Genomic DNA, 23,200 nt, shown 5'->3' on the forward strand with positions numbered 1-23,200 from the left:
ACACACATTACCAGCAAAGCGCCCTAAAAAGCTAACGTTATGCCCGAACCTACTCGAAGCTCAGCTGCTCCAGACGATCAAAGACCGTGTCGATACGGGTGAGGAAGTCCCACGGATCAAAGATCTCGTCGAGCTTCTCCTGACTGACGGTGCAGCGCGGGTCGGCCTCGAGACGCTCCTTAAAGGTGGGGCCGGAGACACAATCCTGTACCTCATGCCAGGTTGCCATGGCGTTCTCCTGCACAATGGCGTACGCGTCCTCGCGGGTGATGCCCGTGTCGACGAGGGCCAGCAGCACCTTGGAGGAGAAGATGAGGCCGCGGGTCTTATTGAGGTTGGCCATCATGCGGGCAGGGTACAGCTGCAGGCCGTCGATAACGCGGATGAGGCACTGGAACATGTGGTCGAGGGCGATGAAGCTGTCGGCCTGGGCGACACGCTCGGCAGAGGAGTGCGAAATGTCACGCTCGTGCCACAGGGCGACGTTATCGAAGGCAACCTGGGCGTTGGACTTCACGACGCGCGACAGACCGCAGACCTTCTCCATGGTGATGGGGTTGCGCTTGTGCGGCATGGCGGAGCTGCCCTTTTGGCCCTTACGGAACGGCTCCTCGGCCTCGAGCGTATCAGTCTTCTGCAGATTGCGAACCTCGGTAGCGATGCGCTCGCAGGTGGCCGCGGTGGTGGCGAGAACGCCGGCGAGATAGGCGTGATGGTCGCGGCTGATAACCTGCGTGGACAGCGGGTCGTGAACCAGACCCAGGTGCTCGCAGACATACTCCTCGACAAACGGCTCGATGGAGCTGTACGTGCCAACAGCGCCCGAGATGGCACCGAAGGCAACATTCTTGCGGGCGTCCTCAAGACGATCCAGATCGCGCTTGAGCTCCCAGGCCCAAGAGCCAAACTTCATGCCGAAGGTCATCGGCTCGGCGTGGATGCCATGAGTGCGGCCGGCACAGAGCGTGTTGCGCTCCTCAAAGGCGCGACGCTTGCAAATCTCGCCGAGCTTCTTGACGTCCTCGATGATCAGGTCGCAGGCCTGGGTGAGCTGGTAGCACAGAGCCGTGTCGCCCAGATCGGAGCTGGTCATGCCATAGTGAACCCAGCGGCTGGGCTTGGGGTCGCCCTCGGGAACATCGGCGTCGATGTACTCCTTCATGTTGGTCAGGAAGGCGATGACGTCGTGGCGCGTGACCTCCTCGATCTCGTCGACCTTTGCCTTCTCAAAGTTGGCATGGTCGCGGATCCACTGGGCTTCGTCTTTAGAAATGCCGATCTTGCCGAGCTCCGCCTGGGCCTCGCAGGCCAGGACCTCGATCTCCTGCCAAATGGCGTACTTGTTCTCGAGGGAGAAGATGTGTCCCATCTCCGGGCGGGTATAGCGATCGATCATAGCGGCTCCTTTTTGGTTATTGGCACGTTGGTCGTAACCCAACCATTGTACCGTGCGCAGGTGCAAGTATGGGCAGCAGGCATTAACCTAACATTTTGGAATTGGAGTGGGCATGAGGACGTCTGCGCATTTGCTTCGCAAATCCGCACCGGCTGCGGTCGATCTCCTCGGATTCACGGAGACGATGGGGAAGACTTTGTTGAATTGGCCGCCCCAAAGTCTCCCGCGCTCGATGGAGCGGGCAACGGGACGTCCGCGTATTTGCTTCGCAAATCCGTACCGGCTTCAGGCGCCTGCCGGCGCCTTCGCCTGCTCGCTACAAACGCTTCGCGTTTGTTTTACGCTCGCACCCTGGCGGGTTCGAGTCCCGGCGCTTTATTGAAAAAAGCACGGCACCGGAACGGTGTCGTGCTTTTACTTTTTCTGGAGCGGGCAACGGGACTCGAACCCGCGAGTGTCAGCTTGGGAAGCTGATGCCTTACCACTTGGCGATGCCCGCATATGTGGGGGATAGTATAACGCGGTTGTCTTGTTCGATACAAGGGTGGCGATGCTTGTTTTAGCTGTGGAGATTCGTTTGAAAATCGCGTCAATTGTGGAGACGAGGACCTTTGGCCTCCTGTTCTCCTTATCTTCTACCTGCGCTTTTGCCTGATTGTTGTATTTGAGCTCAATTTGTCAGGAATTGGGCAAGCTTTTGGTCAGGCTCCGGTACTTACCCGCATGAACCTCGGGGGTAGCCTCATCCTACGCGTCGCAACCTCCCCATGCGGCGCACGAGGGATAAGGAGCAGCCATGTCCAACGCACCCACGCACTCTGTCCACAGCGCAATCGCAACAGGTCCGCTGCTCCTGCTCCTCTTCCTGCTTTTCGGCTGTCTGGCACCGGGAGCCGCATTTGCCGTCGATGGCTACGACCAGCTCGGCTTCCGCACTATTAGCGATGATTGTGGGCCCTTCTTCATCGGCAAGTATGAAGCTCAAGACGCCTCGATCGCCTACTGCATGAACCAGGAACGCCCCGGGCCCACCAAGCCGGGCGGTCCATGGCTCAACTTTGATCAAGGCTGGGTGTGGCTCGACGACGAGTTCGCGGCAATCGTTTGTCACGGATATCCTACCGCCACGTCGTTTGGCGGTTACCATCTTTCACCCGATCGCGCCCGCGCCGCCACCCAGCTTGCCGTATGGATGCTCAACGGCACTACCCATGTCGACGGCACCTACTCCTACACGACCGCTCAGGGCAAAACCAAGAGCGGGCACTTTACCGCCGACAATGAAGTCGTGGCGGCTGCGCGGTGGCTCCACGACAGCGCAAAATCAGGAAGCATCAAAGCCGCTCCGCACCGTGCGCGGCGCTATATAGGAACCGTATCGGGCGGCAGCAAACGTCAAGACATGCTCTATGTACTGCCGGCGGTCTCTGTTTCCTTCCAAAAGCAGTCTGCAAACGCTGCCATTACCAGCGGAAACAATACTTATCAGTTTGACGGGGCAACATTCGATGTTTTTGAGAGCGCCAGCGGCGCGCGTGTCGGCACCGTCCAGATGGACAGCAACGGTCGAGCGCAGGCAACACTCCTACCCAACACGGCATACTACCTAGTTGAGACAACAGCGCCAGCTGGTTATATCCCCCTGCACGATCGCATTGCCTTTACCACGACGAATAACGGCGGATACGTCACCATTGATGAACAACCCGGCACCATTACCTTGCGCATTGTAAAGCTCGACGCCGCAACGAATGCAGGCCCCCAAGTTGGAGCTTCGCTCGCAGGAGCAGAATTCGTGTGCGTATCGCAATCAACCCCTGGATGGACACAAACTCTCAGGACCGATGAAAGCGGTCGAGCTACCCTCACCGATGTCCCCCTGGGAACCTTTACCATCTATGAATCGAAGGCGCCCGAGGGCTATTTGCCCTCCGGTGACAGTTGGTCTTACACCGTTGGAGCCGACCAACTCGGCGATTCAGGCGTGGTCGAGATCGAATCTCGCGTTTCCAATATCCCCATTGCGTTTGACCTTGAGATTTCCAAATTCAAGGACTACGGCAATAGCGATCAATCCGGCCTGGAGCAGCCGGCAGGAGATGTTGTCTTTGAGGTTGTCAGTAACAGCTCTCAGCAGGTTGTTGGCACACTGACTACAAACATCTATGGCTTTGCCTCCACCAAAGACCAGCCCGAAGCATGGTTCGGCACAGGCAAGCGACCAGTCGGTGTCCACGGAGCCGTCCCATACGACCGCGCCGGCTACACGGTTCGTGAGGTTCCGGAAACCGTCCCCGAGGGTTTTAAACGTGCGGGGGAATGGACCGTCGAGGCCAATCAGATTTCCGACGGCGCCGAGCTTCAATATATCGTGGACAACCACGCTCTGTCGACGCATCTCCAGATTGTAAAACGCGATGCCCAAACAGGCGCTTCTGTTCCCCTAGCCGGATTCACCTTCCAACTACTCGACAGCAATCACAAACCTGTCTCACAAACTTGCTGGTATCCAGCACATAACGTAATGGACACCTTTACGACTGACGCGACCGGGACCGTCACACTGCCCGAATCGCTCGTGCCGGGCACCTATTATGTACGCGAAACCTCGGCCAAAGAGCCCTATCTTGTCGGCGAAGAGATCGAGGTAAACATACCCGCCGACATGAACCTAACGCCCGTTGCAATCGCCTCGTATTATGACCACGCCGCGATCGGAAACATCAGGATCGTTAAAACCGATGCCGTAGACGGCAGCAGCCTCGCGGGCGCCGTCTTTGAGATCCGTGCCTCAGGTGATATCGTGCGCCCCGACGGTAGCATTGCCGCGCTCGACGGCGAGGCTGTCGCTACCGTCACGACGGATGAAACTGGAGAAGCACGCGCGGACGACCTCCCGCTGGGATCTGGCACCGCACGCTACGAGGTTGTCGAGACTCAAGCGCCGACCGGCTTCTTGCTCGACCGGACGCATCATATCGTCGACCTTACCTATGCCGACCAGAAAACACCCGTTGTGGAAGCACGGCTTAACGTATCCGACGATTACACCAAGGTTGATATCTCCAAGGTCGATGCAAGCGGAGAGCAGGAAGTGAAAGGCGCACAGCTCACCTTATATGGTCCCGATAAAACCGAAATAGACTCCTGGACCTCATCCGACAAGCCGCACCGCATCGAACATCTTGCACCCGGCACCTACTCGTTGCGCGAAACGATGTCTCCGCGTACCTATGACCTTGCCGAGGAGATAACGTTTGAAATAAAGGATACGGGAGAAGTCCAATCCGTCGCGATGAAGGATGCGCCCATCGAGATCAAAGGACAGGTCGACAAGCGTCAGGAACTTGTCCAACCTATCGGGAAGGGTCTGTTGGCTAACGGCGATGGAAAAAACCGCGCCGCGATGCAAACCAATACGGATGGGCTTTTCTCCTATACCATCGATGCTCGAAACGATTCCGCTACTTGGGTTGATGAGTTTACGATTACCGATGATCTTGAGTGCGCCAAAGACGGCACGGCGAGATTCGTCTCAATCGAAACCCCCGTCGCCATCGGCGACCTCAACGGTCTGTGCAACGTGTGGTATCGCACGACGCCGTTGGACTCGACAGACGTCGATGAGCCGGCAAACGCGACTCTTGGCGATGGGCACGAAAATCCTTGGCTTGAGTCCGACGAAGTAAAAGAGAGTCTGGGTGAAGATTGCCGCCTCGTCGATTACGACGGCTGGCACCTCTGGAAGGCGGATGTCTCGACCACGGAATCCGCCACACTCGAGGCGAAAGAACTCGACCTTGCATCCAATACCGTCGTGACGGGCATTCGCATTGAATACGGTGCGTTAGCCGCCGACTTTACGACTCGAAGCGATACGGATTCTTGGACCCGTGATGATCTCAAAGATGAGCACGACGACCTTGACGATGCCAAAGCAATCCTTGGCACAGATGCTCGGGGCGCAGTCGTGCACATGCAGGCAACGTCGGCTTACACACCCCAAACTGCACTCACCAACAGCGCACGCGTCGATCTTTGCCGCAACGGCGGCGGCGATAAACTTGAGTCACATGACGAGGACAGTGTCATTCAACGCTGTACCCTACCGCAGGACCTACCGGCAACAGGATCAGCTCCCATCGCCGCTTGCATCACCGCGCTCCTGACCTCGGGTGCCGCAGCCCTATGGTTCGCTCGCCTTAGGTCAATCCCAAAGAAGCGCTAGAGCGATGAAAAAGCGGGCGAGCCAGTCCCCCGGCTCGCCCGCTTTCAATCATTTAAATCGCCGCATCTACTCTGCAGACGAAGATCCACCATCAACGATTGCTTGCTCGGACTCAGGAATCCCATCGGCACCCGTGCTCTGTTCTTGCTCCACCTCTTCGCTGATTGCGGAGGCGGGGGTCGAGCCCTTCGCGCCCACGATGTAGGCAGCTCCAAACCCTAACGCAATGGCAATCAAGGTCAAAATCACGTAGACAGGCCAATGGCGCTTAATATACGAAAACACGTTGACTCCTTAGAGCTCCGTCTACGAACGGCGGATAACCTCGGTCACGACCTCGGATACCGTGGCAATGTTCGTCGGGTTGACATTGTGGGGCAGGTCGTCCTCGGTACGAGCGCAAGCCAGACGCGTGCCGTCCACGCCGGCGATGGTGAGGGCTCGGCGGCTCGCCTCGAGGGCGGCGTAGGCATCGGTCTTGGCATAGGGCATCTCGAGCGCGCCACAATCGACATGGAACGACTTGCACACCTTGCTGACCAGGTTCATGATGCGGCGATCGCCCTTGAGCAGCTGCTGTTCGCCCTCAACCGTCACCACCGAAAGCCTACCGGCGCCGACGGATTCAAGATTGATGAAGAAGACGCCGCGGAGCTTATCGCGATGCGAAGCCAAGAAGGCCTTCATACCGGCGCCATCACAATCCGAGGCGCCCGTTGCCACAAACCAGATATCGTGACCGAGCAGCTCATCGTCGCCCATAGAGGCGACAGCCGAGAGCATATCTTCGGAAGAAGCGCCGTCGGAAGACGTAGCGCCGCCCTTCCAGCCATCGTTATCGTCCTCGAAATTATCCCACGAACCGATGCCGCGACCGGACTTCTTGGCATCGTAATCGTCTTCGACGCCCAGCCAGTCACTCATGCTGTCCTGTTCGTTTTTCTTTTTACGACCGAACAGGCCGCCCAGGCCGCGCTTGCGAGACTTAGGTGCCGCAGGGGCGGGAGCCGAAATGGTCTCGATCGGCTGTGCGCCCGACGCAACGGGCATAGGAGGCGCAACGGGTGCCGATGTGGGTTCGGGACCCTGAGCGGTAGCAAAGGGGTCGTTGACCTGTGCGGAGGGATCGGGAAGGTCGAACAGCGACGTGCGAGACGCAACGTTTGCCTGCTTCATCGACGGCAGCGACGGATCGGGGACCGAAGCCAGCGGAGACAAGGAGGGTGCAGGCGACGGTGCCGACGCCGGATCGGGAACATTCATCTGCGGACGCGGTGATGCCTGGGAGGAAATCTGGGCCATAAGGGAATCGACCGTTTCGTCCTGGGTGGGAGCAACATCGGCAACCGTGGCACCGGAACCACTCGGGGTCGGCATGGTGAAAATCTGCGTGGAGTAAGGCCTCGACTCATCTGTCTCGGGAGCCTCGGAAACCGCAGGCACTTCCTCCTGCTCGACCTCGGTCGAATCATCTTGCTCGGCTGCCGCGTATTGCTCTTCGTCAGGGTTGGCCTCGACGGCCTCGTCCTCGGCGGCATCTTGGATTTCGGCAGCATCAATAGGCTCGTCATCGTCCACCGCGTCGCCCTGCTCATCGGAAACAGGAAGGGGCTCGGCAATCGCGGTGCCTTGCTTTTCAAACGTTATCGTGGAATCGAACTGCGCGGCATCAAACGACATGGTGCTATCGACGTGCTGCTGAGCCTCGAAAGACGTCGTCGCCTCAACAACATCCGTGGACGCCGGTTGCTGGGACTCAAAGGACGTTGTAGCTTCGGCAGCGTCGACGGGCACGGACTGCATAGCCTCGTTCTGCTCGAACTCCTGCGCCGCGAGCTCGCGTGCCGCCTCGGCTGCCTGCTGCTGAGCGATAGCCTCCTGCTCGGCAGCCTCGCGTGCGGCAGCGCGCTTCTCCTCGAAATCGTCGACAAATTTCTTGCCCTTTGCAAGCGCACCCTTAAAGAAGTTGGAAGCGCTGGCGCCAATCGAAGAGAACGCGGATGCAATATCGGCATGGGGCGTTGCCGCGGGAATCTCGGCCGAGAAATCAGTATCGCTCTCGTAAGACACGCGCCTCGGCTGTTCAACGTAATCGTCGTCAGACTCGTCCGTAACGTCTTGCGCCGGCGCGGCGGGAGCCAAAATGTCCAGTCCTGCCGCGGAATCGATCGCGGACACCGCCTCGGGCTCGGCAACGGCAGCGGTAACCGCGGCAGACTCATCATCCACGGCGACAACGAGCGCAGGTGCAGTCACGACGGGGGCAGGCTCGGGCTCAAACGTCGGCTCCTCGCCTTCCTCGTAATCGAGCGTGCAGGACTCGGGAAGCATTCCGAGCGCACGGATGGCATCCGAACCAAAGCGGATGTTGCCGGCGGCGTTGCGATAGAGCTTGGGCTCGGGCTCGGCCGCGACAGGCTCCTCCGCCGGCTCGGCAGCGGGAACCTCGTCATTGAACTCTTCGGCCTGGACAGCCTGATTCTGATCCTCGGGCACGATGGCGCCAATCAGCGTCTCGTCGGCAGACGCACCCTCAAAGCCCTCGATCTGCTCGTCGAAAGCCTCGCCCTGTTCGGGCTCGGTCTGAGCGTCGGGAGCAATCGGCTGGCCGAACTCGTCCTCGGCGTAGGTAGGCTCTTCATACTCGATGGTGTTGCCGTAGTCGTTTTGCTGTTGGGCCGCGGCATACTCCGCCGCTGCGCGCGCCATTTCCTCGGCACGACGCTTCTGCTCCCCAAAATAGGTATCGAACGGAACATCGTCGGGAAACTCGTTTTCGCCCTGGAAGGGAGCAACGTTGTCCATAACGCCGAGCATAGCGGCGACAGAAGACTTGTTGCACACCGCGCCGGACGTATAGGGAAGAATGTAGCGGTTAGAGATGATGTTTGCCGCGTTGGCGAGCGCAACGAGGGAAGCGAGGATCGCGACAATCCACAGCAGAACCTTGAGCGCGCCGGGGAGCGGCAGGATACGCAAGATGGCAACGGCAGCAGGGGCAACCGTGGCAACGGGCAACAGCTTGGCGATGAGCGCACGATAAGAAGCATAGGGCTCGCGGGCGAGCAGCTCAGCACGGGGAGAGTCGTAGTGTGCGACAACGACCACCGGGCGGTTGCGCGGAGACGCGAGCGGGCCCGAGGCCTTGTGGTAGGCGATGACATTTTGGCTCACGCCCGTCTTACCCAGGCGCGAAACCACGGGGTGGCCCGTGCGTTCGAGCACGTAAAGAACGGCGCCGGCAATGGCCAGCAAGGTGCCGACCAAGCCGATGCCGCCACCGATGCCCATCAGCAGGGCGCCGGCAAACGCAAGAATACCGGTAACGGCAAATGCCAACCTGCTGGGCGCCGGGGCATTGAACTCCTGAACCTCGGGATCAAAGCCGTGGTTGCGGAAGATCTGAGCGATATCCTCGGCAGCCAAGCGCTCTTCTTCGCTGCATGCCGGCGTGATGCCGGTGTTCTGCAGCAGGTGGTTAATATAGTTCTGGGTGTTCGCCATGTGCGCTCCACATCCATAATCCGACAAATAGGCCCAATGCATGCACATTAGAACCGTATATAGTCGAAAGTATACCCCGAGCGAGCGCAAACGACCGAATTCGGGCCATCTTAACGCCCCGAGCGGACAAGGATATAGCCTAATCTCCATATCGGACTAAAATCATGGCAGCAAACCACCTTCTCATGCGAGGACTCTATGACGGCAAGCGACGCGACCGCGACAATAAAAAAGGGGAATTCGGAGCCCAGTTTCGATAAAACGGCTCAGCGCATCCTCAATCTTTTCTTTGTGCTCAACAGCTCCCCCGAACCGCTGACGACCGAGCAGATCGTCTTGGATTCTGACCTGGGATATGGCTCGGGCAATATCGACTCGGATAAGCGCAAGTTTCGGCGCGATCGTGACAAACTGCTCGAACGCGGCATCTTAATCAAGGAGGTTCGCCCCGCCGGCGCGCAGGAGACCGAGGAAAGCTCATGGACAATCGACCGCGAGCACACGTTTGCGGCAGGCGGCCTCATCACCGCAGACGACGCCGATATCCTGCTCAACGCTATCGACCAGACAATAGCGGCCGGCTCATCCACTTTTGCCGCGCCGCTTGCCGATATTCGTTCCAAGATTGCCTACCTCACCGGCAGGACGACGGCGGACGAAGCACCGATCCGCCGCTCTCCCACCGTCGATGCGGTATGGAGCGCCTTTGCCGAGCGATGCGCGCTGCGATTTTTATATCAGAACGGACGCGGTGAGCAGAAAGAGCGTACCGTCTGCGTCTACGGCATGTTCGAGCGCGAGGGCGTTGCGTACTTCTGCGGCCTCGACAATGCCACCGACGACATCAGGACATTCCGCTGCGACCGTATCGTTCGCGCTTGGCGCCCCTCAAAGGCCTACGCTATCCCTGCGGACTTCAACCTCAGCGACTACCTGTTCTTTGAATTCGATTTTGCCGACCGCCCGCCCGTTGCGGCTACGTTCTCGTTCGCCCCGCAGACGCAGATCGATATGATCAACGGCCTCACGCGCGGGCGAGGTGAGCTCGCACACACCGATTCGGGATGGACTTGGACCGTTGACGTGCGCGATCTTGAAGCCGCCGCCTCATTTTGCATGGCCCACGCCATGGACGGCATGAGGCCCATGGCCCCCAAATCGCTCAAGCAGGCGTGGAACCACCTCATTGAAAGGACGGTGCACGAGCATGCCCGTGCGTAAACTCACCAGCGAGCAGAGGCTCTCGCGCGCCATCGACATCATGGAGGCCCTCTACGCCGCCGGCGAGAGCGGCATGACACGAACCGAGATTTGCAGTCGCTTTGACATCACGGGAGTGTCGCTCGACGAGATTCTCGAGATCGTCTCGACGCTCGCGGACCGAGAATCGGGTGCGCGCATCATCTGCGAATGCCACGGCGAGCGTGTGGTCCTCACCGGTGACGCCGGGCGTGTGCTACCGCTGCGTCTGAGTGCCGCCGAGGGCGCTGTGCTCAACCACGAACTTGAATCGTTGGGGATCGAGCCCCAGGCGGCGGCTCGAATTCGACACGCTCTTCTACCCGAAGAGCTCGGCTATAACCAGCGCGTCTCTGACACCGTCAGCCACGGGTCGCACTGGCAGCAGCTGAGCTGCGCCATTCAGGACGGCGTTCGCTGCCGTATCTCGTATCGCTCGATGGACGATGCACGGCCACGCGAGCGTCTGGTCGACCCCTTGCGCATTACGGCAAACGGCGACCAAACATACCTGATTGCCTGGGACATCGCGGTCGATGAGCAGCGCACCTATCGCATGGATAAAATCGAGGGACTCGCCTTGACGGAAGACTCCGTCGTGCCTCACGTACCGGACGTTGCATCCCTCCACGATTCCCTTGCCCGGACGCAGCGTAGCGCAAAGCTCTTGATGCCATTCGATATGGCGGAGCATCTGGACTGGGCCGGCATCACCCTCATCGAGCGCAGCGGGACAGACATGGCAACGGCAACCGTACATTACGGCTCCGAGCGTTGGCTGCTGAGCCAGATAATCGCAGCGGGCGGAGCCATCCGCATCTTGGATGACCCCGCTCTGTCAAAGCGTCTGTGCGATATGGCAAAAACCCTCGTCTGTCCGCTTTAGCGCCGCCGCTCGTGGCGTGCACGCCACAGCTGTAGATAGTGCCCGATCTGCGCCGATTCGATGCGCTGGTAGGAGCTCGTGGGCAGCGACGTTAAGAACTTCTTGCCATAGCCCTTCGTCACCAGGCGAGGATCCGCCAAGATCAGCACACCGCTATCGGTCGACGAGCGAATCAAACGCCCCGCGGCCTGCTTAACCTCGAGCACCGCCTCGGGCAGCGAATAGCGCGCCCATGCGCGGTCTTCGCGCAGGTTGCGCTCGCACGAGAGCGGGTCCGTGGGGCTTGAGAACGGCAACTTGGGAATGATGACGCAGCGCAGCGTCTCGCCGCTGGCATCAAACCCCTCCCAGAAGGCCTTGAGCGCAAAAAGCGACGAGGTCGGTTCGTTGATAAACCGGTCGCGCAGGCGACGAGGAGATGAGTTGCGCTGCTGGCAGTTGAGCTCCAGACCCGCACGGGCCATCTTGGGCTCAACGCGGGCGTATAGGTCCTCCATGTCGCGCCGATTGGTGAACAACGTGAGCACCGATCCGCCCATGGCAAGATGGGCGTCGACCAGTACGCGCTCGAGCGCCGTAAGATAGCTCTCACGATCGCGCGGATCGGGGATATCGCCCGCAACGACTACAGCCATGTTCGAATCGAAGTCGTAGCTCGAATCCAAGTGCAGCGATGACGACGTTGAAGCACCGATGCGATCAAGGCCGACCGCATGGTTAAAGTGCTCAAAGCTTTTGGACACCGTCATGGTCGCCGAGGCAAAGATAGCCGTGTGAACCTCGGGTAGCCACTCGGTTGCCAAAGCCTCGCCAATGTCGATGCGCTCTGCGGTCATCGACTCTCCGCCGGCACGAAGTCTGCGATTGACCTGCAGCGAATACACGTAGTGCTCATCGGTGCCATCAATGATGAGTTTGAGGTTCTCGGCCAGCTCGTGCAGGCGGCGCGAGATATCACCCAGGTCGACAACAACCTCGGGCTTGTCGGCGGCGACGGCTTGCACCAGCGCGTCGACGCTCTTGTCAGCTTGTTCCAATGCGTCGATGCCAGTGTAGGCCGACTGTAAGAAATCATGCCAGTCGTCTGATTCGCGCAGCTCGGGGCCAATCCATAGATTGGCATTGTCATAACCCCCACGCGCACGGCGGCCGAGCTCGCGAACGCCATCGAACACGTCGGCGATTGCCATGCTCGCGCGGGCAACCGTCGACGTCGCCTTGGCAGTAAGGCCCAGATAGAGCGTAGAGCCCTCGGAGGTTGCCAAATCACGGGAAACCTGGCTTAGTGCGCCGGTGCTCGAGCCACCCAGGCGCTCGAACAGGACGCGTGATTCGTCCGCCGACACCACGCGCGCCCACTGACGGCGCGCCTCGCGCTCGATGGAATGGGCCTCGTCGATTACCCAATGACGAATCGGAGGCAAAATCCTGCCCTCGGCCGCGACGTTGCGGAACAGCAGGGAATGGTTGGTGACCACCACATCGGCATGCGCCGCACGACGGCGAGCACCGTGGACCAAACATTTATCAGGGAAAAACGGGCAGAGGCGACGAGCACACTCGCGCGAGGCCGTCGTAAAGTCGGGACGGTTGACGCTGCGCCACCGAATGCCGAGCGAGTCGAGGTCGCCATCGGCTGATTGGCAGACGTACGCCATAATGACCGCGACCGCCGTGAGCGTGTCCGCCGGATCGCGCTTGGTGGTAATCTCGACCTGGCCGCGGCTCATGCGCTCAAGCTTGCGCAGGCACGGATAGTGGTCATACCCCTTGAGCGCGCAAAATGACAGACCACCGTCCAGTTGCTCGGCAAGTTTTGGCAGCTCATGGTACATGAGCTGGTCGGCAAGACTGTTCGATTTGGTCGCAATACCAACCGTGATGTTGTTACGGCGTGCTGCCTCGGCAAAAGGCACCAGATAGGCCATCGATTTGCCGACGCCTGTGCCTGCCTCAATTACTCGATGAGTGCCCGTGACCAGCGCATCGCGGACCTCGAGCGCCATCGCGATCTGCTCATCACGCGGCTCGTAGGTGGGATACATGCGATTGACTAGGCCACCTGGCGCATAGTCTGCCTCAATCTCCTCACGACTCGGCATCTTGAGAACCGGCAGTTCATCGGCGTCCACCCGATCGTCGGCGCGATCGGCCTTGAGAACGTCAGCACGAGCGGCGCTGAGAGAGAAGATAGAACCAGGGTTCTGCCCTGCCAAGAATGAGAAGATAGGACGATAGGACCAAGGCACGTCCGGATGCATGTCGGCTAGGCGCGCCATGAGGCCCTGGGGCAAGTCGGTGAGCGCCACGAGCAACACGCGCCATACGCCACACAGGGCGTCGACGTCGGCATTGGCACGGTGTGATACCGAGTCGCAGCCAAACAGATCGGCCATAAAAGACAGCTTGTGCGAGGCCAGGCGCGGAAGCGCGATGCGTGACAGCGCCAGCGAATCGATCCAAATATCGCTCACGTTGACGCCGCCTTTGACCGACTCGATAAACGAGCGGTCGAACGTGGCGTTGTGTGCGATCACCGGGCAGCCACCGACAAAATCGGCGAGAGCGGCGACGGCCTCAACCGCCGACGGGGCATCTGCAACATCGGCATTTGTAATGCTCGTGAGCTCGGTAATCTCGGCGGGAATCAGCTGCCTGGGATGCACGAAGGTATCGAAGCGGTCGATGACCTCGCGGCCCGAAAGACGGGCCGCCGAGATCTCGATCAGCTCGTTGTCCTGCACCGAAAGACCCGTGGTCTCGGTATCGAGGATAATCACATCTTCCTCGATAAGGCCGAAGGACTGCGTTTTGGCGCGGTCGGCAAGCGTGGCATAGGAGTCGATGACAAACTGCGGCGTTCCTGACGAAACCGCGTCCTCGATTAGCATGCAATGCCCGCTCGACGAAGGCCCATACGGATCAGGCTGTCACAGACCTGCGGGAACGTCATGTCGTCGGTGTGGCGGATCTCATCCGGATACAGCGACGTATCGGTCATGCCGGGAATGGTATTGGTCTCGAGGATAACGGGGCCGTCCTCGCTCACAATAAAGTCGCTGCGCGAGATACCTAGGCAACCGAGGGCCTTGTGAGCGGCACAGGCAAGTTCCTGAGCGCGAGCGTAATTCTCGGGTGAAATCTGCGCCGGAATGCGATGGATATCCGTAGGGTCGACATACTTCACGTCCAGATCGTAGAACTCGCAGTCCTCGGGCTTACGAATCTCGACAATCGGCAGGGCGCGCACGTCATCTTCGCCGTATACGCCGACGGTGATCTCGGTACCCTCGATGCACTTCTCGACCAGCACTTTGTCGCCGTACTCAAACGCCTTGGCGATTGCCGCGGGCAGCTCGGAGGGCTCATGGACCAGGGAAATGCCATAGCTGGAACCGTTGACGGCCGGCTTCACAAAGCAGCGCTCGCCACAAACCTCGACGATATGATCGATATCGACTTCATCGCCCACCTCGAGCGCAAGGCCGGGGGCAATGGGAATGCCCGCCTTGGCGTATAGGAGCTTAGAGACCTCCTTGTCGGCACCGCAGGCGCTGGCAAGTACGCCCGAGGCCGTGTAGGGGATACCCAGGGTCTCCATGGCACCCTGCATGGCGCCATCCTCACCGCCGGCGCCGTGCATGGCGATAAATGCCACATCGAATCCGCCGGTCGCCATGGTTACCATAAAGTCATCAGCGGCCGTGTCAAGCAGCTCCACCGAGGTGTAGCCGGCTTCCTTCAGTGCCACCACAACGTTCTTTCCCGAATCGAGCGAGATCTCGCGCTCGGCGGAATGACCGCCCGCCAAGACCGCTACGTGCATGTTCTCTAGGCTTTTACCCGGCATGGGCAGACTCCTCCTCTATAATTTCTGCAGCTGATACCATATTGTAGCGATACCCTCTACGTTTCCCCAAAATCGAAAGGCTTCCATGAATCCCAGGACTAAATCTCAGGACATTCGCGACTTGAGCCAAAACGATATTCGCGAGCTCGTGGCCGAACTTGGCCAGCCCGCCTTCCGCGCGAAGCAGCTCATCGAATGGGTCTTTGAGAAGAACGTTTGTTCGTTTGACGATATGACCAACCTTCCCAAGGCTTTCCGTGAGCAGCTTAAAGAGGCTTTTGCCTTTGATACGCCGACTGAACTCACCAAACAGGTTTCCAAAGATGGCTCGCGCAAGTATCTGCTCGAGTACCACGATGGCATTTCCGTCGAGACTGTCGGCATGCCCCGTCGTAACAAACTTTCCGTCTGCGTTTCCACCCAGGCAGGCTGCGGCATGGGCTGTGCCTTTTGCGCTACCGGTCTCAACGGCCTCAAGCGCTCTCTGACCGCTCAAGAGATCGTCGACCAGGTGCTTCATGTATCCAACGACTTTGGCGAGCGTGCCACAAGCGTTGTCTTCATGGGCCAGGGCGAGCCGTTTGCCAACTACGACGAGGTTCTCAAGGCATTGCGTATCCTCAACGACCCCGATGGCATCGGTATCGGCGCTCGTCACCTCACCGTCTCTACCAGCGGCGTTATTCCCGGTATTCGCAAATTTGCCGATATCCCCGAGCAGTTCACTCTTGCCGTTTCCCTACATTCCGCCATCCAGTCGACGCGCAATAAACTCATGCCCGGTGTTAAGAAGTACACGCTGCTTCGCCTTCACGAGGCGCTTCAGCTCTACACCGAGAAGACTGGCCGCCGCCCGACCTATGAGTATGCCATGATCGAAGGCGTCAACGATACGAACCCCGAGATGCAGGCACTCTGCGACTTCTGCGAGGGAACGCTGTGCCACGTTAACCTGATTCAACTTAACGACATCGAGGGCAGCCCGCTCAAGCCGTCGCCGATTCATAAGGTTGAGGATCTTCAGCGTCGTCTTGAGTCCCGTGGCATCGAGACCACGATTCGTAACTCCCGTGGTAACGATATTGACGCCGCTTGCGGACAGCTGAAACAGCGCTTTAAAGTTCAGAAGAACGCATAGGGGAGTCGCACCCCAAAACGTTTCATGTGAAACATCCAACGGCCCCTGTTGCAGGATATGCAACAGGGGCCGTTTCATTTATTGACCTCAATTTTGGAGCAGCTGGTACCTTTCCCATTTTTTACGGATAAAAAAAGGGGCCCTTGTCTCATGAATCAGACAAGGGCCCCTCAAAATATGCAGGGTAATTGTTAGGTACCTAATAGCCTACATTTTCCCATTGGTTGTTAACCCAACCTTGATTAATCTTAGGATTTTTCGTTACCTGAGCAGTGCGCATGGCAACATCTTCTGTCATAACATCCATTTTCTTCTTGGATGTATCAACGATATCTTGCGCGCTACGAAGCAAACGACCTCGAAGTTCATCGTCTGTCGCGATCTTATAGCCAGCAAAGGCACCAGCCGCGACAGTCGTCACCAATGCAATCGCAGTTAAAATCTTATTCCTCATCTTGGCCTCCTTGATCAAACTGAATCATTTCACCAAGAATACGAGAGAGCTCTTCCTCGTCTTTAAACTCAATCTCAATCTTATTCTTTCCACGCGAGCTCTTCACGCGCACGTTGGTATTAAATACCTGACGAAGTACACGCGCAGCCTTTTTAAAAGACTGAGGCGTTGCAGGCCTCGGCGTCTTAGGCGTCTCTCCGGCAGAAAACAATGGAGCAAGATTTTCTGTCGCTCTTACGGAAAGGCCCTCCGCAACAACCTTCTCTGCAAGTCGAATTCGCGCGTCCTCATAGGGAACTGCAAGAATCGCACGTGCGTGACCAGCAGTAAGTTTACCCTCAAAAATCATCTGCTGAACTACTTCGGGGAGATCGAGAAGGCGCAGCGAGTTTGTAATTGCAGAGCGTGACTTGCTTACGGCCTTCGACAACGCCTCCTGGGTCATACCGCTAGCATCGATGAGCTGGCGATAGCCCTTAGCCTCTTCGACGGGATTCAGATCAGAACGCTGAAGATTTTCGATAAGAGCAAGAGCCAGCATCTCTTCATCATTAACATCTTTAATGATGACAGGCAGTTCCTCAAGACCAGCAAGCTTTGACGCCTGGTAACGACGCTCACCAGCGATGACCTCATATCCGTTTCCATGCTTGCGAACCAAGAGCGGCTGCAAAACGCCATGTTCTTGGATTGACTCGCTCAACTCGCGAAGTTCAGTTTCATTGAAGTGAATTCGCGGTTGATTAGGGTTGGGAACGATATCCTCAATAGGTAGTTTTGTTTCAGATGCAGCATTTGAAGCAGATGCAGCAGAACCACCGGTCTCATACTCAGCCTCTGAGACCAAAGCATTGAGTCCGCGTCCCAATCCACCGCGTTTCTTTGCACTAGGCACGCTTGATCACCTCTTTTGCAAGGTTCATATACGCTTTTGCACCCTTATTTTGAGGTGCATAGGTAATTACCGGTTCTCCAAAAGACGGAGCTTCAGAGATTTTAACAGTACGGGGAATCAGCGTCTTAAACGCCTTATCACCAAAGTACGATTGAACTTCCTCAACAACCTGATTCGACAAAGAAGTACGTGAGTCATACATGGTCATAAGCACACCATAGGTGTCTAAGCCCTTGTTCAGACGTGATTTGACCATCTTCATTGACTCAAGCAGCTTCGTAACGCCCTCGAGTGCGTAATACTCACACTGGATTGGAATCAAAACGCTATCTGCTGCGGTCAAGGCATTGATAGTAAGCAGGCCGAGCGAAGGAGGACAGTCAATGAAAATAAAATCGAACTCGTCCTGAATCGGCTCAAGCAAGTCTTTGAGGCGGGTTTCACGAGCAATTGCGCTTACGAGCTCAATTTCAGCACCTGCAAGCTGAATCGTAGCTGGAATTACGAATACCTTTTTGCAATTTGTATCAAGAACAAGCGATTCTGCCGGCACATCATTCAACAATGCATCATAGATGCAGTGATCAAGGTCTTCCTTTTCAATTCCAAATCCACTGGTACTGTTTCCCTGCGGATCAAAATCGACAATCAGTGTCTTACGACCCTGCTCACCCAGTGCTGCTGCAAGGTTTACAGCCGTTGTTGACTTACCGACGCCGCCTTTTTGATTGATGATTGCAATGATACGCGTGTCTTTTGCGTTCTTAGAACGCTTAACGTCGCGAAATCCCACGGTCCCTCCTGGTGTGTATTAAAGCTGTCAAACGGAGGATGTTTCACGTGAAACATTCCGATTCGATATCAACCGCCATGTTTCACTTGAAACACTGCAAGTTGATAGTATCCATTATGTTTCACGTGAAACATCTAGGCAAGCGGATTCTTCTTTGCCATGCCATTTGCACGAGGCAATGAAACGGATGCAGGATGACTCTTCTTAAAAACAATAAACTCCCTGTGTCCCAAGCCCCCAGGCAAATCGATTGCGTCATTCAGAAGCAAAGTGAAGCCGCAAATCTTAGCTGCTGACATGCCAGAAGCAAGCTCCTCATCCGAAGGATTACCCTTGGTGATAACAAATAGCCCTCCATCCTTGAGGAACGGAGCCGCATACTCAACAAGAATCGGTAGAGGAGCCAGTGCGCGGGCGGTTACGACAGAGAACTGCTTCTTATGGCTTCGAGCATATTCTTCAAGACGATCATGGACCGCATGAGCATGTTTCAATCCAAGAGCATGAACAAAAGAATTGACAGCATCAACCTTCTTGCCAACAGAGTCAATATAAGTAGCTTTACGATGCGTGGTTATGGTTAAAGGAATACCAGGGAAGCCCGCACCTGTTCCCATATCGAGCAAAGCTCCCTCAGGAGCCTTATTGATATAAGGGAGCAAAACAAGAGAGTCGAGGATATGAAGTACCGCAGCATCTTCTATGTTAAGAATACGGGTGAGATTGGTTGTCTTATTTGTTTCCAGAACCAAATCCAAATGCTGAATACATTTCCTCAGCTCAACATCAGTTACGCTCAAGGAATACTCTTTGCAATAGGAAGTTAGACGACTCAACATCTCGTCAGCCTGCTGATCAGTAAGTACTAACAACGAAAGCTCCTTTCTGACAAAAATCAGTGTATCGAGAACTTTTGACAAAAAAAGGGGACGTGGAAACCACGTCCCCTTAGCATAAGCTCGAGTAGATTATCGAGCAACAATCACCACATGGCGATCGGGATCAGAACCCTCAGAATGAGTATCGACGGCGTCATTGCCACGAAGTGCAATGTGAACCAGTCGGCGCTCGTAGGCATTCATGGGCGGAAGCGAAACACTCTTATGAGTGCGGATGGCACGCTCGGCAGCAGACTGAGCCATGGAGGCAACCTTGTCCTGACGGCGGCTTTTGTATCCCTCAACGTCCACCACAACCGGATACCTAAAGCCAAGCTTGCGGCTTACCAGAAGTGAGAACATAACCTGAAGGGCATCAAGCGTACGACCGTGACGACCAATGAGAACAGCAAGGTCAGGAGCCGTTACATCCAAAATCAGCTCGCCCTCATCGCCCTCATACTCATCGATAGGAGAGTTGGCAGCATCGAAGTGCGAAAGGATGGAACGCAGAATAGAAATCGCAACATCGGCAATGGTGTCAAGCTCCTCATCAGTCAGCTCTTCACCAGCCTTGTAGCGCTGTGCAATCTCGGGATAATCGCCCGCAACCTGCGGGGCAACCTCCTCAAGCATATCCTCGATGATCTCTTCAGACATAACGTACTCCAAAAGTTAGGTACCTAAATAAGATTGATATCCCGACTACTTCTTCTTGTGCGGACGCGGCTTCTTCTCGCGGCGCGTAACCTCGACCTGCAGCGGGGCGTTCTGAAGACGCTCCTCCTCTTCGGCCTTGGCCTTGTCGATAACCTTCTGCGTCACGAAGATCTGCTGGATAACCTGCCAAGCTGAGGACACGTCATAGTACAGCAGAACGCCGACGGGAAGGCTCCAGCCCATCCAAAGCATCATGACAGTCATGACGACAGCCATCATGCGCATGCTCTGAGCCTGCTGACCAGTCTGGTTGCGCGACATGTACAGCTGCGGAATCAGGGTCAGGACAGCGAACAGAAGCAGGCAAATCAGCGCCGGCAGAGCAACCATAAAGCCATCGGCAAACGAGGCGCTCGGCGTCGTGGTCAGGTCGGGCAGGATGTTATAGAACGAGAACGTACCCTCGTTAAAGTACTGCGGCAGATTGCGCAGCAGCGTGAACAGGGCGCACAGGATAGGCATCTGGATCAGCAGCGGCAGACAACCAGCCATAGGGTTGAACTTGTTCTCGCTGTAGAACTTCTGCATTTCCTCGGCCTGGCGCTGGGGATCGTCGGCATAACGCTCCTGGATCTCGAGCATCTTGGGCTGCAGCACCTGCATGCGGGCGGTCGACTTGGTCGACTTGAGCATAAGCGGCGTCAGCAGCAGACGGATAATGACCACCAGGATGATGATGGACAGGCCCCAGTCGACCGCAAAGGTCTGGATGAGCTTGAGCAGCTCAAAAAGGATGTTAACGATCCAATCCCACATGTAAGTTTTCCTCCGATAGCGAGTGCCCGCTAGGGCACAGGGTCATAACCGCCGACGTGCAGGGGATTGCAGCGAGCGATGCGCCTCACGGCAAGCCAGCAGCCTCTCAAAACACCGTATTTCTCAATCGCCTGAACGGCGTATTGCGAACACGTTGGATAATAAATGCAGGCGTCAGGCAATAAGGGCGAAATAACCTGTTGATATATGCGAATAGGAGCGATGGCAACACGCCGCAAGACGTGATTGCTCATCGCTCCTCCCCGGCAACGCCGGCGCGTTTCATAAGCGAACGCAACGCCTTGTCCATCTCCTGCGGCGAGGAAACCCTCGTCTTGGGAGTTGCGAACAAGATGATGTCATAACCCGCAACGGGAAATCCGCAGCTGCGGGCGGCCTCGCGCATCACACGCTTAGAACGGTTGCGCACAACCGCACAACCGAGCCGTTTAGCACCAACGAAGGCGACCCTTCCGGAGTCGCCTTCGCCAACCGATTCACATATGGTCATTCGAATCAGAGGGTGATTGAAACGACGCCCCTGACTGAACACATGCTCGAAATCTTGCCGAGACTTAATAGTCTTCATGCGAGATGTGTGTATCGCTGCTAGACAGTGAGACGCTTGCGGCCCTTGGCGCGACGACGGGCGAGCACGGCACGACCACCCTTAGTGGCCATACGGGCACGGAAGCCATGGGTCTTGGCACGCTTACGCTTATTAGGCTGATACGTACGCTTCATCTTAAGTTCCTCCTGCTGCATTTCGAGTGTCCGCGGGGACGCGGACGCAGATATAGACACGTGAGCTTGAAGATTGTAGGGAAATCAATGTTCAAATGTCAAGAAATCAAAGGTAAAAGGTTGCAAAGAGTACACGGTTCCCCCATAAGCAGAATCGTCATTTGAGGCAGTGGGCAACTTTTCACGATATTTCATCGAGTTTTCAACAGGTCATGTTGGCAATGTTGAGAACTTTTCGCCCGATTTCCAAAGTTTTCAACAGGTTTTGAAAAGTTGTCGAAAGATGAGAAACATTGCACGGTGAGCTACTATTTGTTCGAAACCTTTTGAAAGATTGCGAGCGGCATGTCTGACGACTTTTACACCATGGTCGACTCCGGAGATCCGGCACCCGACAACGAGCACATCACCGGCGTACGCGAAGAGCGCGACGAGGGCGAACAGGCCGCAGCAAAAGCGCCGGCAGCGATGTATGCGGCGCGCATAGCGGTATACGACGACATGCTGTCGACCCCGCGCGTGATCGTCATCGAGCCGCAAGACGTCCGCACGTATCTGGAAGAGACGACCAACACCGTCTACCAATGCATGAAGGAACAGGGCGGCCACATCTCGCTCATGGTCATTCGCGAGATTGTCGAAAACTTTATCCACGCCCACTTTGCAGAGCCCATCATCTCGATCCTGGACGGCGGAGACACGATTCGCTTTGCCGATCAGGGACCGGGCATCGATGACAAGGAACGTGCCTTCGACTTTGGTGTGACCAGCGCAAACAGCAAGATGAAGCGGTATATCCGCGGAACTGGAGCGGGTTTTCCCATGGTGCAGGAGTACTTGGAAAACGCCGGCGGTGCCGTCTCCATCGAAGACAACATGGGCAACGGCACCGTGGTGACCGTGAGCCTGAACCCCAAGCGCGTGCAGGAAATCGAACGCGCCGGCGGGCGTGGCGCCGCCGTGCGCCCCGAGACCGAGCAGGCGGTCTATCCCCTGCCGGGAGCTTTTACACAGCAGCCCATGGCAGCACAGCAGACACAAACGCCCATGATGCAGATGCAGCAGCCCGGTATGCTCCCCATGCAGGGATCCCCGGCAGCGTCGATGCCGGCGCTTTCAAACACTCCAGAGGGCATGCCTCCGACAGACCAGGATGTCGCCGCCATCCAACAATCGGCAGGCATGCCGGGCGGTCAGCAAATGGGTTATCAACCGTACCCGCAAGGGTATCCATACCAACAAGTACCGCAGCAGGGGTACGGGTACACCCAGCAGTATCCGCAACAGTACCCACAGGGATACCAACAGCCGTACCAGCAGATGCCTCAGCAGCAGTACAACCCATGGGCGCAGCAGGTACCGGCGCAGCCTTACCAGCAGTGGCCACAAAGTTTTCAACAGCAGATGCCGCCCATGCAGAGTTCTCAACAACCAGCAGCTCAAATGATGTATCCTAATGCGGCGAATCAGTACGCACAGCCACAGCCGGACGTGTTCGTAAGCGACCGCGGCAACGCCGCGCTAGGCTATCTGGCGCAAAATCAGGCATGCGGCGCAACCGATCTGGCGAGGGCGTTTGGAAATTCGGCCCCCACTTGGTCACGCACGCTCAATGATTTGGCACAGGCCGGCTTGGTCATCAAGCATGGCCAAAAATACCATCTGACCGAACTCGGCGCCGCTCGCGTGCGAGCTCAGAGCTAAAGGACGGGAGAGACA

19 protein-coding genes and 1 tRNA gene are annotated in these 23,200 nt (G+C 57.0%); 5 read left to right on the plus strand and 15 right to left on the minus strand.

What is annotated here, in order from left to right:
• Window positions 1-49: 49 nt before the first annotated feature.
• Together purB and OIL88_01625 are read right to left on the minus strand one after the other, a co-directional pair.
• Window positions 50-1,396 carry an adenylosuccinate lyase gene (purB, locus tag OIL88_01620; protein HJI71077.1) on the minus strand — a complete coding sequence of 449 codons (1,347 nt, stop codon included), beginning with the start codon at window positions 1,394-1,396 and terminating at the stop codon, window positions 50-52.
• A 424-nt stretch (window positions 1,397-1,820) separates the two neighbouring features.
• Window positions 1,821-1,895, minus strand: a tRNA-Gly gene (locus OIL88_01625).
• A 297-nt stretch (window positions 1,896-2,192) separates the two neighbouring features.
• On the opposite strand from OIL88_01625, the gene OIL88_01630 reads away from it, so the two are divergent.
• Window positions 2,193-5,624, plus strand: coding sequence for a SpaA isopeptide-forming pilin-related protein (locus tag OIL88_01630; GenBank protein HJI71078.1), 3,432 nt, complete (start codon window positions 2,193-2,195; stop codon window positions 5,622-5,624).
• A gap of 66 nt (window positions 5,625-5,690) precedes the next feature.
• Here OIL88_01630 and OIL88_01635 read toward each other — a convergent pair whose 3' ends face one another.
• Both OIL88_01635 and OIL88_01640 read right to left on the minus strand, forming a co-directional pair.
• Entirely contained in the window at window positions 5,691-5,909 is a 219-nt protein-coding gene (locus OIL88_01635; protein ID HJI71079.1) for a hypothetical protein, read from the minus strand.
• A 21-nt stretch (window positions 5,910-5,930) separates the two neighbouring features.
• Window positions 5,931-9,128: a hypothetical protein gene (locus tag OIL88_01640; protein ID HJI71080.1), complete on the minus strand. Its 3,198-nt coding sequence runs from the start codon at window positions 9,126-9,128 to the stop codon at window positions 5,931-5,933.
• A 198-nt stretch (window positions 9,129-9,326) separates the two neighbouring features.
• Here OIL88_01640 and OIL88_01645 point away from each other — a divergent pair, with 198 nt between their 5' ends.
• Entirely contained in the window at window positions 9,327-10,349 is a 1,023-nt protein-coding gene (locus tag OIL88_01645) for a WYL domain-containing protein (GenBank protein HJI71081.1), read from the plus strand.
• Window positions 10,336-11,253 (plus strand): WYL domain-containing protein, encoded by a 918-nt coding sequence (locus tag OIL88_01650; protein HJI71082.1) that lies wholly within the window; start codon window positions 10,336-10,338, stop codon window positions 11,251-11,253. The genes OIL88_01645 and OIL88_01650 overlap by 14 nt, the downstream gene beginning before the upstream one ends.
• Here OIL88_01650 and OIL88_01655 read toward each other — a convergent pair.
• Both OIL88_01655 and OIL88_01660 read right to left on the minus strand, forming a co-directional pair.
• A complete protein-coding gene (locus tag OIL88_01655) occupies window positions 11,250-14,144 on the minus strand; it encodes an exonuclease domain-containing protein (GenBank protein ID HJI71083.1) in 2,895 nt (964 codons plus the stop codon). The genes OIL88_01650 and OIL88_01655 overlap by 4 nt on opposite strands.
• Window positions 14,138-15,103 carry a D-alanine--D-alanine ligase gene (locus OIL88_01660; GenBank protein ID HJI71084.1) on the minus strand — a complete coding sequence of 322 codons (966 nt, stop codon included), beginning with the start codon at window positions 15,101-15,103 and terminating at the stop codon, window positions 14,138-14,140. The genes OIL88_01655 and OIL88_01660 overlap by 7 nt, the downstream gene beginning before the upstream one ends.
• 85 nt (window positions 15,104-15,188) lie before the next feature.
• On the opposite strand from OIL88_01660, the gene rlmN reads away from it, so the two are divergent.
• Window positions 15,189-16,241: a 23S rRNA (adenine(2503)-C(2))-methyltransferase RlmN gene (rlmN, locus tag OIL88_01665; GenBank protein ID HJI71085.1), complete on the plus strand. Its 1,053-nt coding sequence runs from the start codon at window positions 15,189-15,191 to the stop codon at window positions 16,239-16,241.
• Between the two features lie 199 nt (window positions 16,242-16,440).
• Here rlmN and OIL88_01670 read toward each other — a convergent pair whose 3' ends face one another.
• The 9 genes from OIL88_01670 to rpmH all read right to left on the minus strand — a co-directional run bounded on the left by OIL88_01670 (window position 16,441) and on the right by rpmH (window position 21,481).
• Window positions 16,441-16,695: a hypothetical protein gene (locus tag OIL88_01670; protein ID HJI71086.1), complete on the minus strand. Its 255-nt coding sequence runs from the start codon at window positions 16,693-16,695 to the stop codon at window positions 16,441-16,443.
• A complete protein-coding gene (locus OIL88_01675) occupies window positions 16,685-17,590 on the minus strand; it encodes a ParB/RepB/Spo0J family partition protein (protein ID HJI71087.1) in 906 nt (301 codons plus the stop codon). Before OIL88_01675 ends, OIL88_01670 begins: the two co-directional genes overlap by 11 nt.
• Window positions 17,583-18,383, minus strand: a complete 801-nt coding sequence (locus OIL88_01680; GenBank protein HJI71088.1) for an AAA family ATPase — start codon at window positions 18,381-18,383, stop codon at window positions 17,583-17,585. Before OIL88_01680 ends, OIL88_01675 begins: the two co-directional genes overlap by 8 nt.
• Before the next feature lie 134 nt (window positions 18,384-18,517).
• The gene (gene rsmG, locus OIL88_01685) at window positions 18,518-19,183 is read right to left on the minus strand and encodes a 16S rRNA (guanine(527)-N(7))-methyltransferase RsmG (GenBank protein ID HJI71089.1); all 666 of its coding nucleotides are present in this window, start codon (window positions 19,181-19,183) and stop codon (window positions 18,518-18,520) included.
• 168 nt (window positions 19,184-19,351) lie between these two features.
• A complete protein-coding gene (locus OIL88_01690; GenBank protein ID HJI71090.1) occupies window positions 19,352-19,921 on the minus strand; it encodes a KH domain-containing protein in 570 nt (189 codons plus the stop codon).
• Between the two features lie 45 nt (window positions 19,922-19,966).
• Window positions 19,967-20,737: a YidC/Oxa1 family membrane protein insertase gene (locus OIL88_01695; protein HJI71091.1), complete on the minus strand. Its 771-nt coding sequence runs from the start codon at window positions 20,735-20,737 to the stop codon at window positions 19,967-19,969.
• 29 nt (window positions 20,738-20,766) lie between these two features.
• Entirely contained in the window at window positions 20,767-20,991 is a 225-nt protein-coding gene (gene yidD, locus OIL88_01700) for a membrane protein insertion efficiency factor YidD (protein ID HJI71092.1), read from the minus strand.
• Entirely contained in the window at window positions 20,988-21,326 is a 339-nt protein-coding gene (rnpA, locus tag OIL88_01705; GenBank protein ID HJI71093.1) for a ribonuclease P protein component, read from the minus strand. Before rnpA ends, yidD begins: the two co-directional genes overlap by 4 nt.
• 20 nt (window positions 21,327-21,346) lie before the next feature.
• A complete protein-coding gene (rpmH, locus tag OIL88_01710) occupies window positions 21,347-21,481 on the minus strand; it encodes a 50S ribosomal protein L34 (GenBank protein HJI71094.1) in 135 nt (44 codons plus the stop codon).
• A gap of 345 nt (window positions 21,482-21,826) precedes the next feature.
• Between rpmH and OIL88_01715 the strand changes: the two genes are divergently transcribed.
• Entirely contained in the window at window positions 21,827-23,185 is a 1,359-nt protein-coding gene (locus OIL88_01715; GenBank protein HJI71095.1) for an ATP-binding protein, read from the plus strand.
• Window positions 23,186-23,200 lie beyond the last annotated feature (15 nt).

The organism is Coriobacteriaceae bacterium (assembly GCA_025992855.1).
Taxonomy (GTDB): domain Bacteria; phylum Actinomycetota; class Coriobacteriia; order Coriobacteriales; family Coriobacteriaceae; genus Collinsella.

Coding starts and splice junctions, on each gene's coding strand:
- purB (HJI71077.1), bottom strand. CDS start 1,396: ATGATCGATCGCTATACCCGCCCGGAGATGGGACACATCTTCTCCCTC.
- OIL88_01630 (HJI71078.1), top strand. CDS start 2,193: ATGTCCAACGCACCCACGCACTCTGTCCACAGCGCAATCGCAACAGGT.
- OIL88_01640 (HJI71080.1), bottom strand. CDS start 9,128: ATGGCGAACACCCAGAACTATATTAACCACCTGCTGCAGAACACCGGC.
- OIL88_01645 (HJI71081.1), top strand. CDS start 9,327: ATGACGGCAAGCGACGCGACCGCGACAATAAAAAAGGGGAATTCGGAG.
- OIL88_01650 (HJI71082.1), top strand. CDS start 10,336: ATGCCCGTGCGTAAACTCACCAGCGAGCAGAGGCTCTCGCGCGCCATC.
- OIL88_01655 (HJI71083.1), bottom strand. CDS start 14,144: ATGCTAATCGAGGACGCGGTTTCGTCAGGAACGCCGCAGTTTGTCATC.
- OIL88_01660 (HJI71084.1), bottom strand. CDS start 15,103: ATGCCGGGTAAAAGCCTAGAGAACATGCACGTAGCGGTCTTGGCGGGC.
- rlmN (HJI71085.1), top strand. CDS start 15,189: ATGAATCCCAGGACTAAATCTCAGGACATTCGCGACTTGAGCCAAAAC.
- OIL88_01670 (HJI71086.1), bottom strand. CDS start 16,695: ATGAGGAATAAGATTTTAACTGCGATTGCATTGGTGACGACTGTCGCG.
- OIL88_01690 (HJI71090.1), bottom strand. CDS start 19,921: ATGTCTGAAGAGATCATCGAGGATATGCTTGAGGAGGTTGCCCCGCAG.
- OIL88_01695 (HJI71091.1), bottom strand. CDS start 20,737: ATGTGGGATTGGATCGTTAACATCCTTTTTGAGCTGCTCAAGCTCATC.
- yidD (HJI71092.1), bottom strand. CDS start 20,991: ATGAGCAATCACGTCTTGCGGCGTGTTGCCATCGCTCCTATTCGCATA.
- rnpA (HJI71093.1), bottom strand. CDS start 21,326: ATGAAGACTATTAAGTCTCGGCAAGATTTCGAGCATGTGTTCAGTCAG.
- rpmH (HJI71094.1), bottom strand. CDS start 21,481: ATGAAGCGTACGTATCAGCCTAATAAGCGTAAGCGTGCCAAGACCCAT.
- OIL88_01715 (HJI71095.1), top strand. CDS start 21,827: ATGTCTGACGACTTTTACACCATGGTCGACTCCGGAGATCCGGCACCC.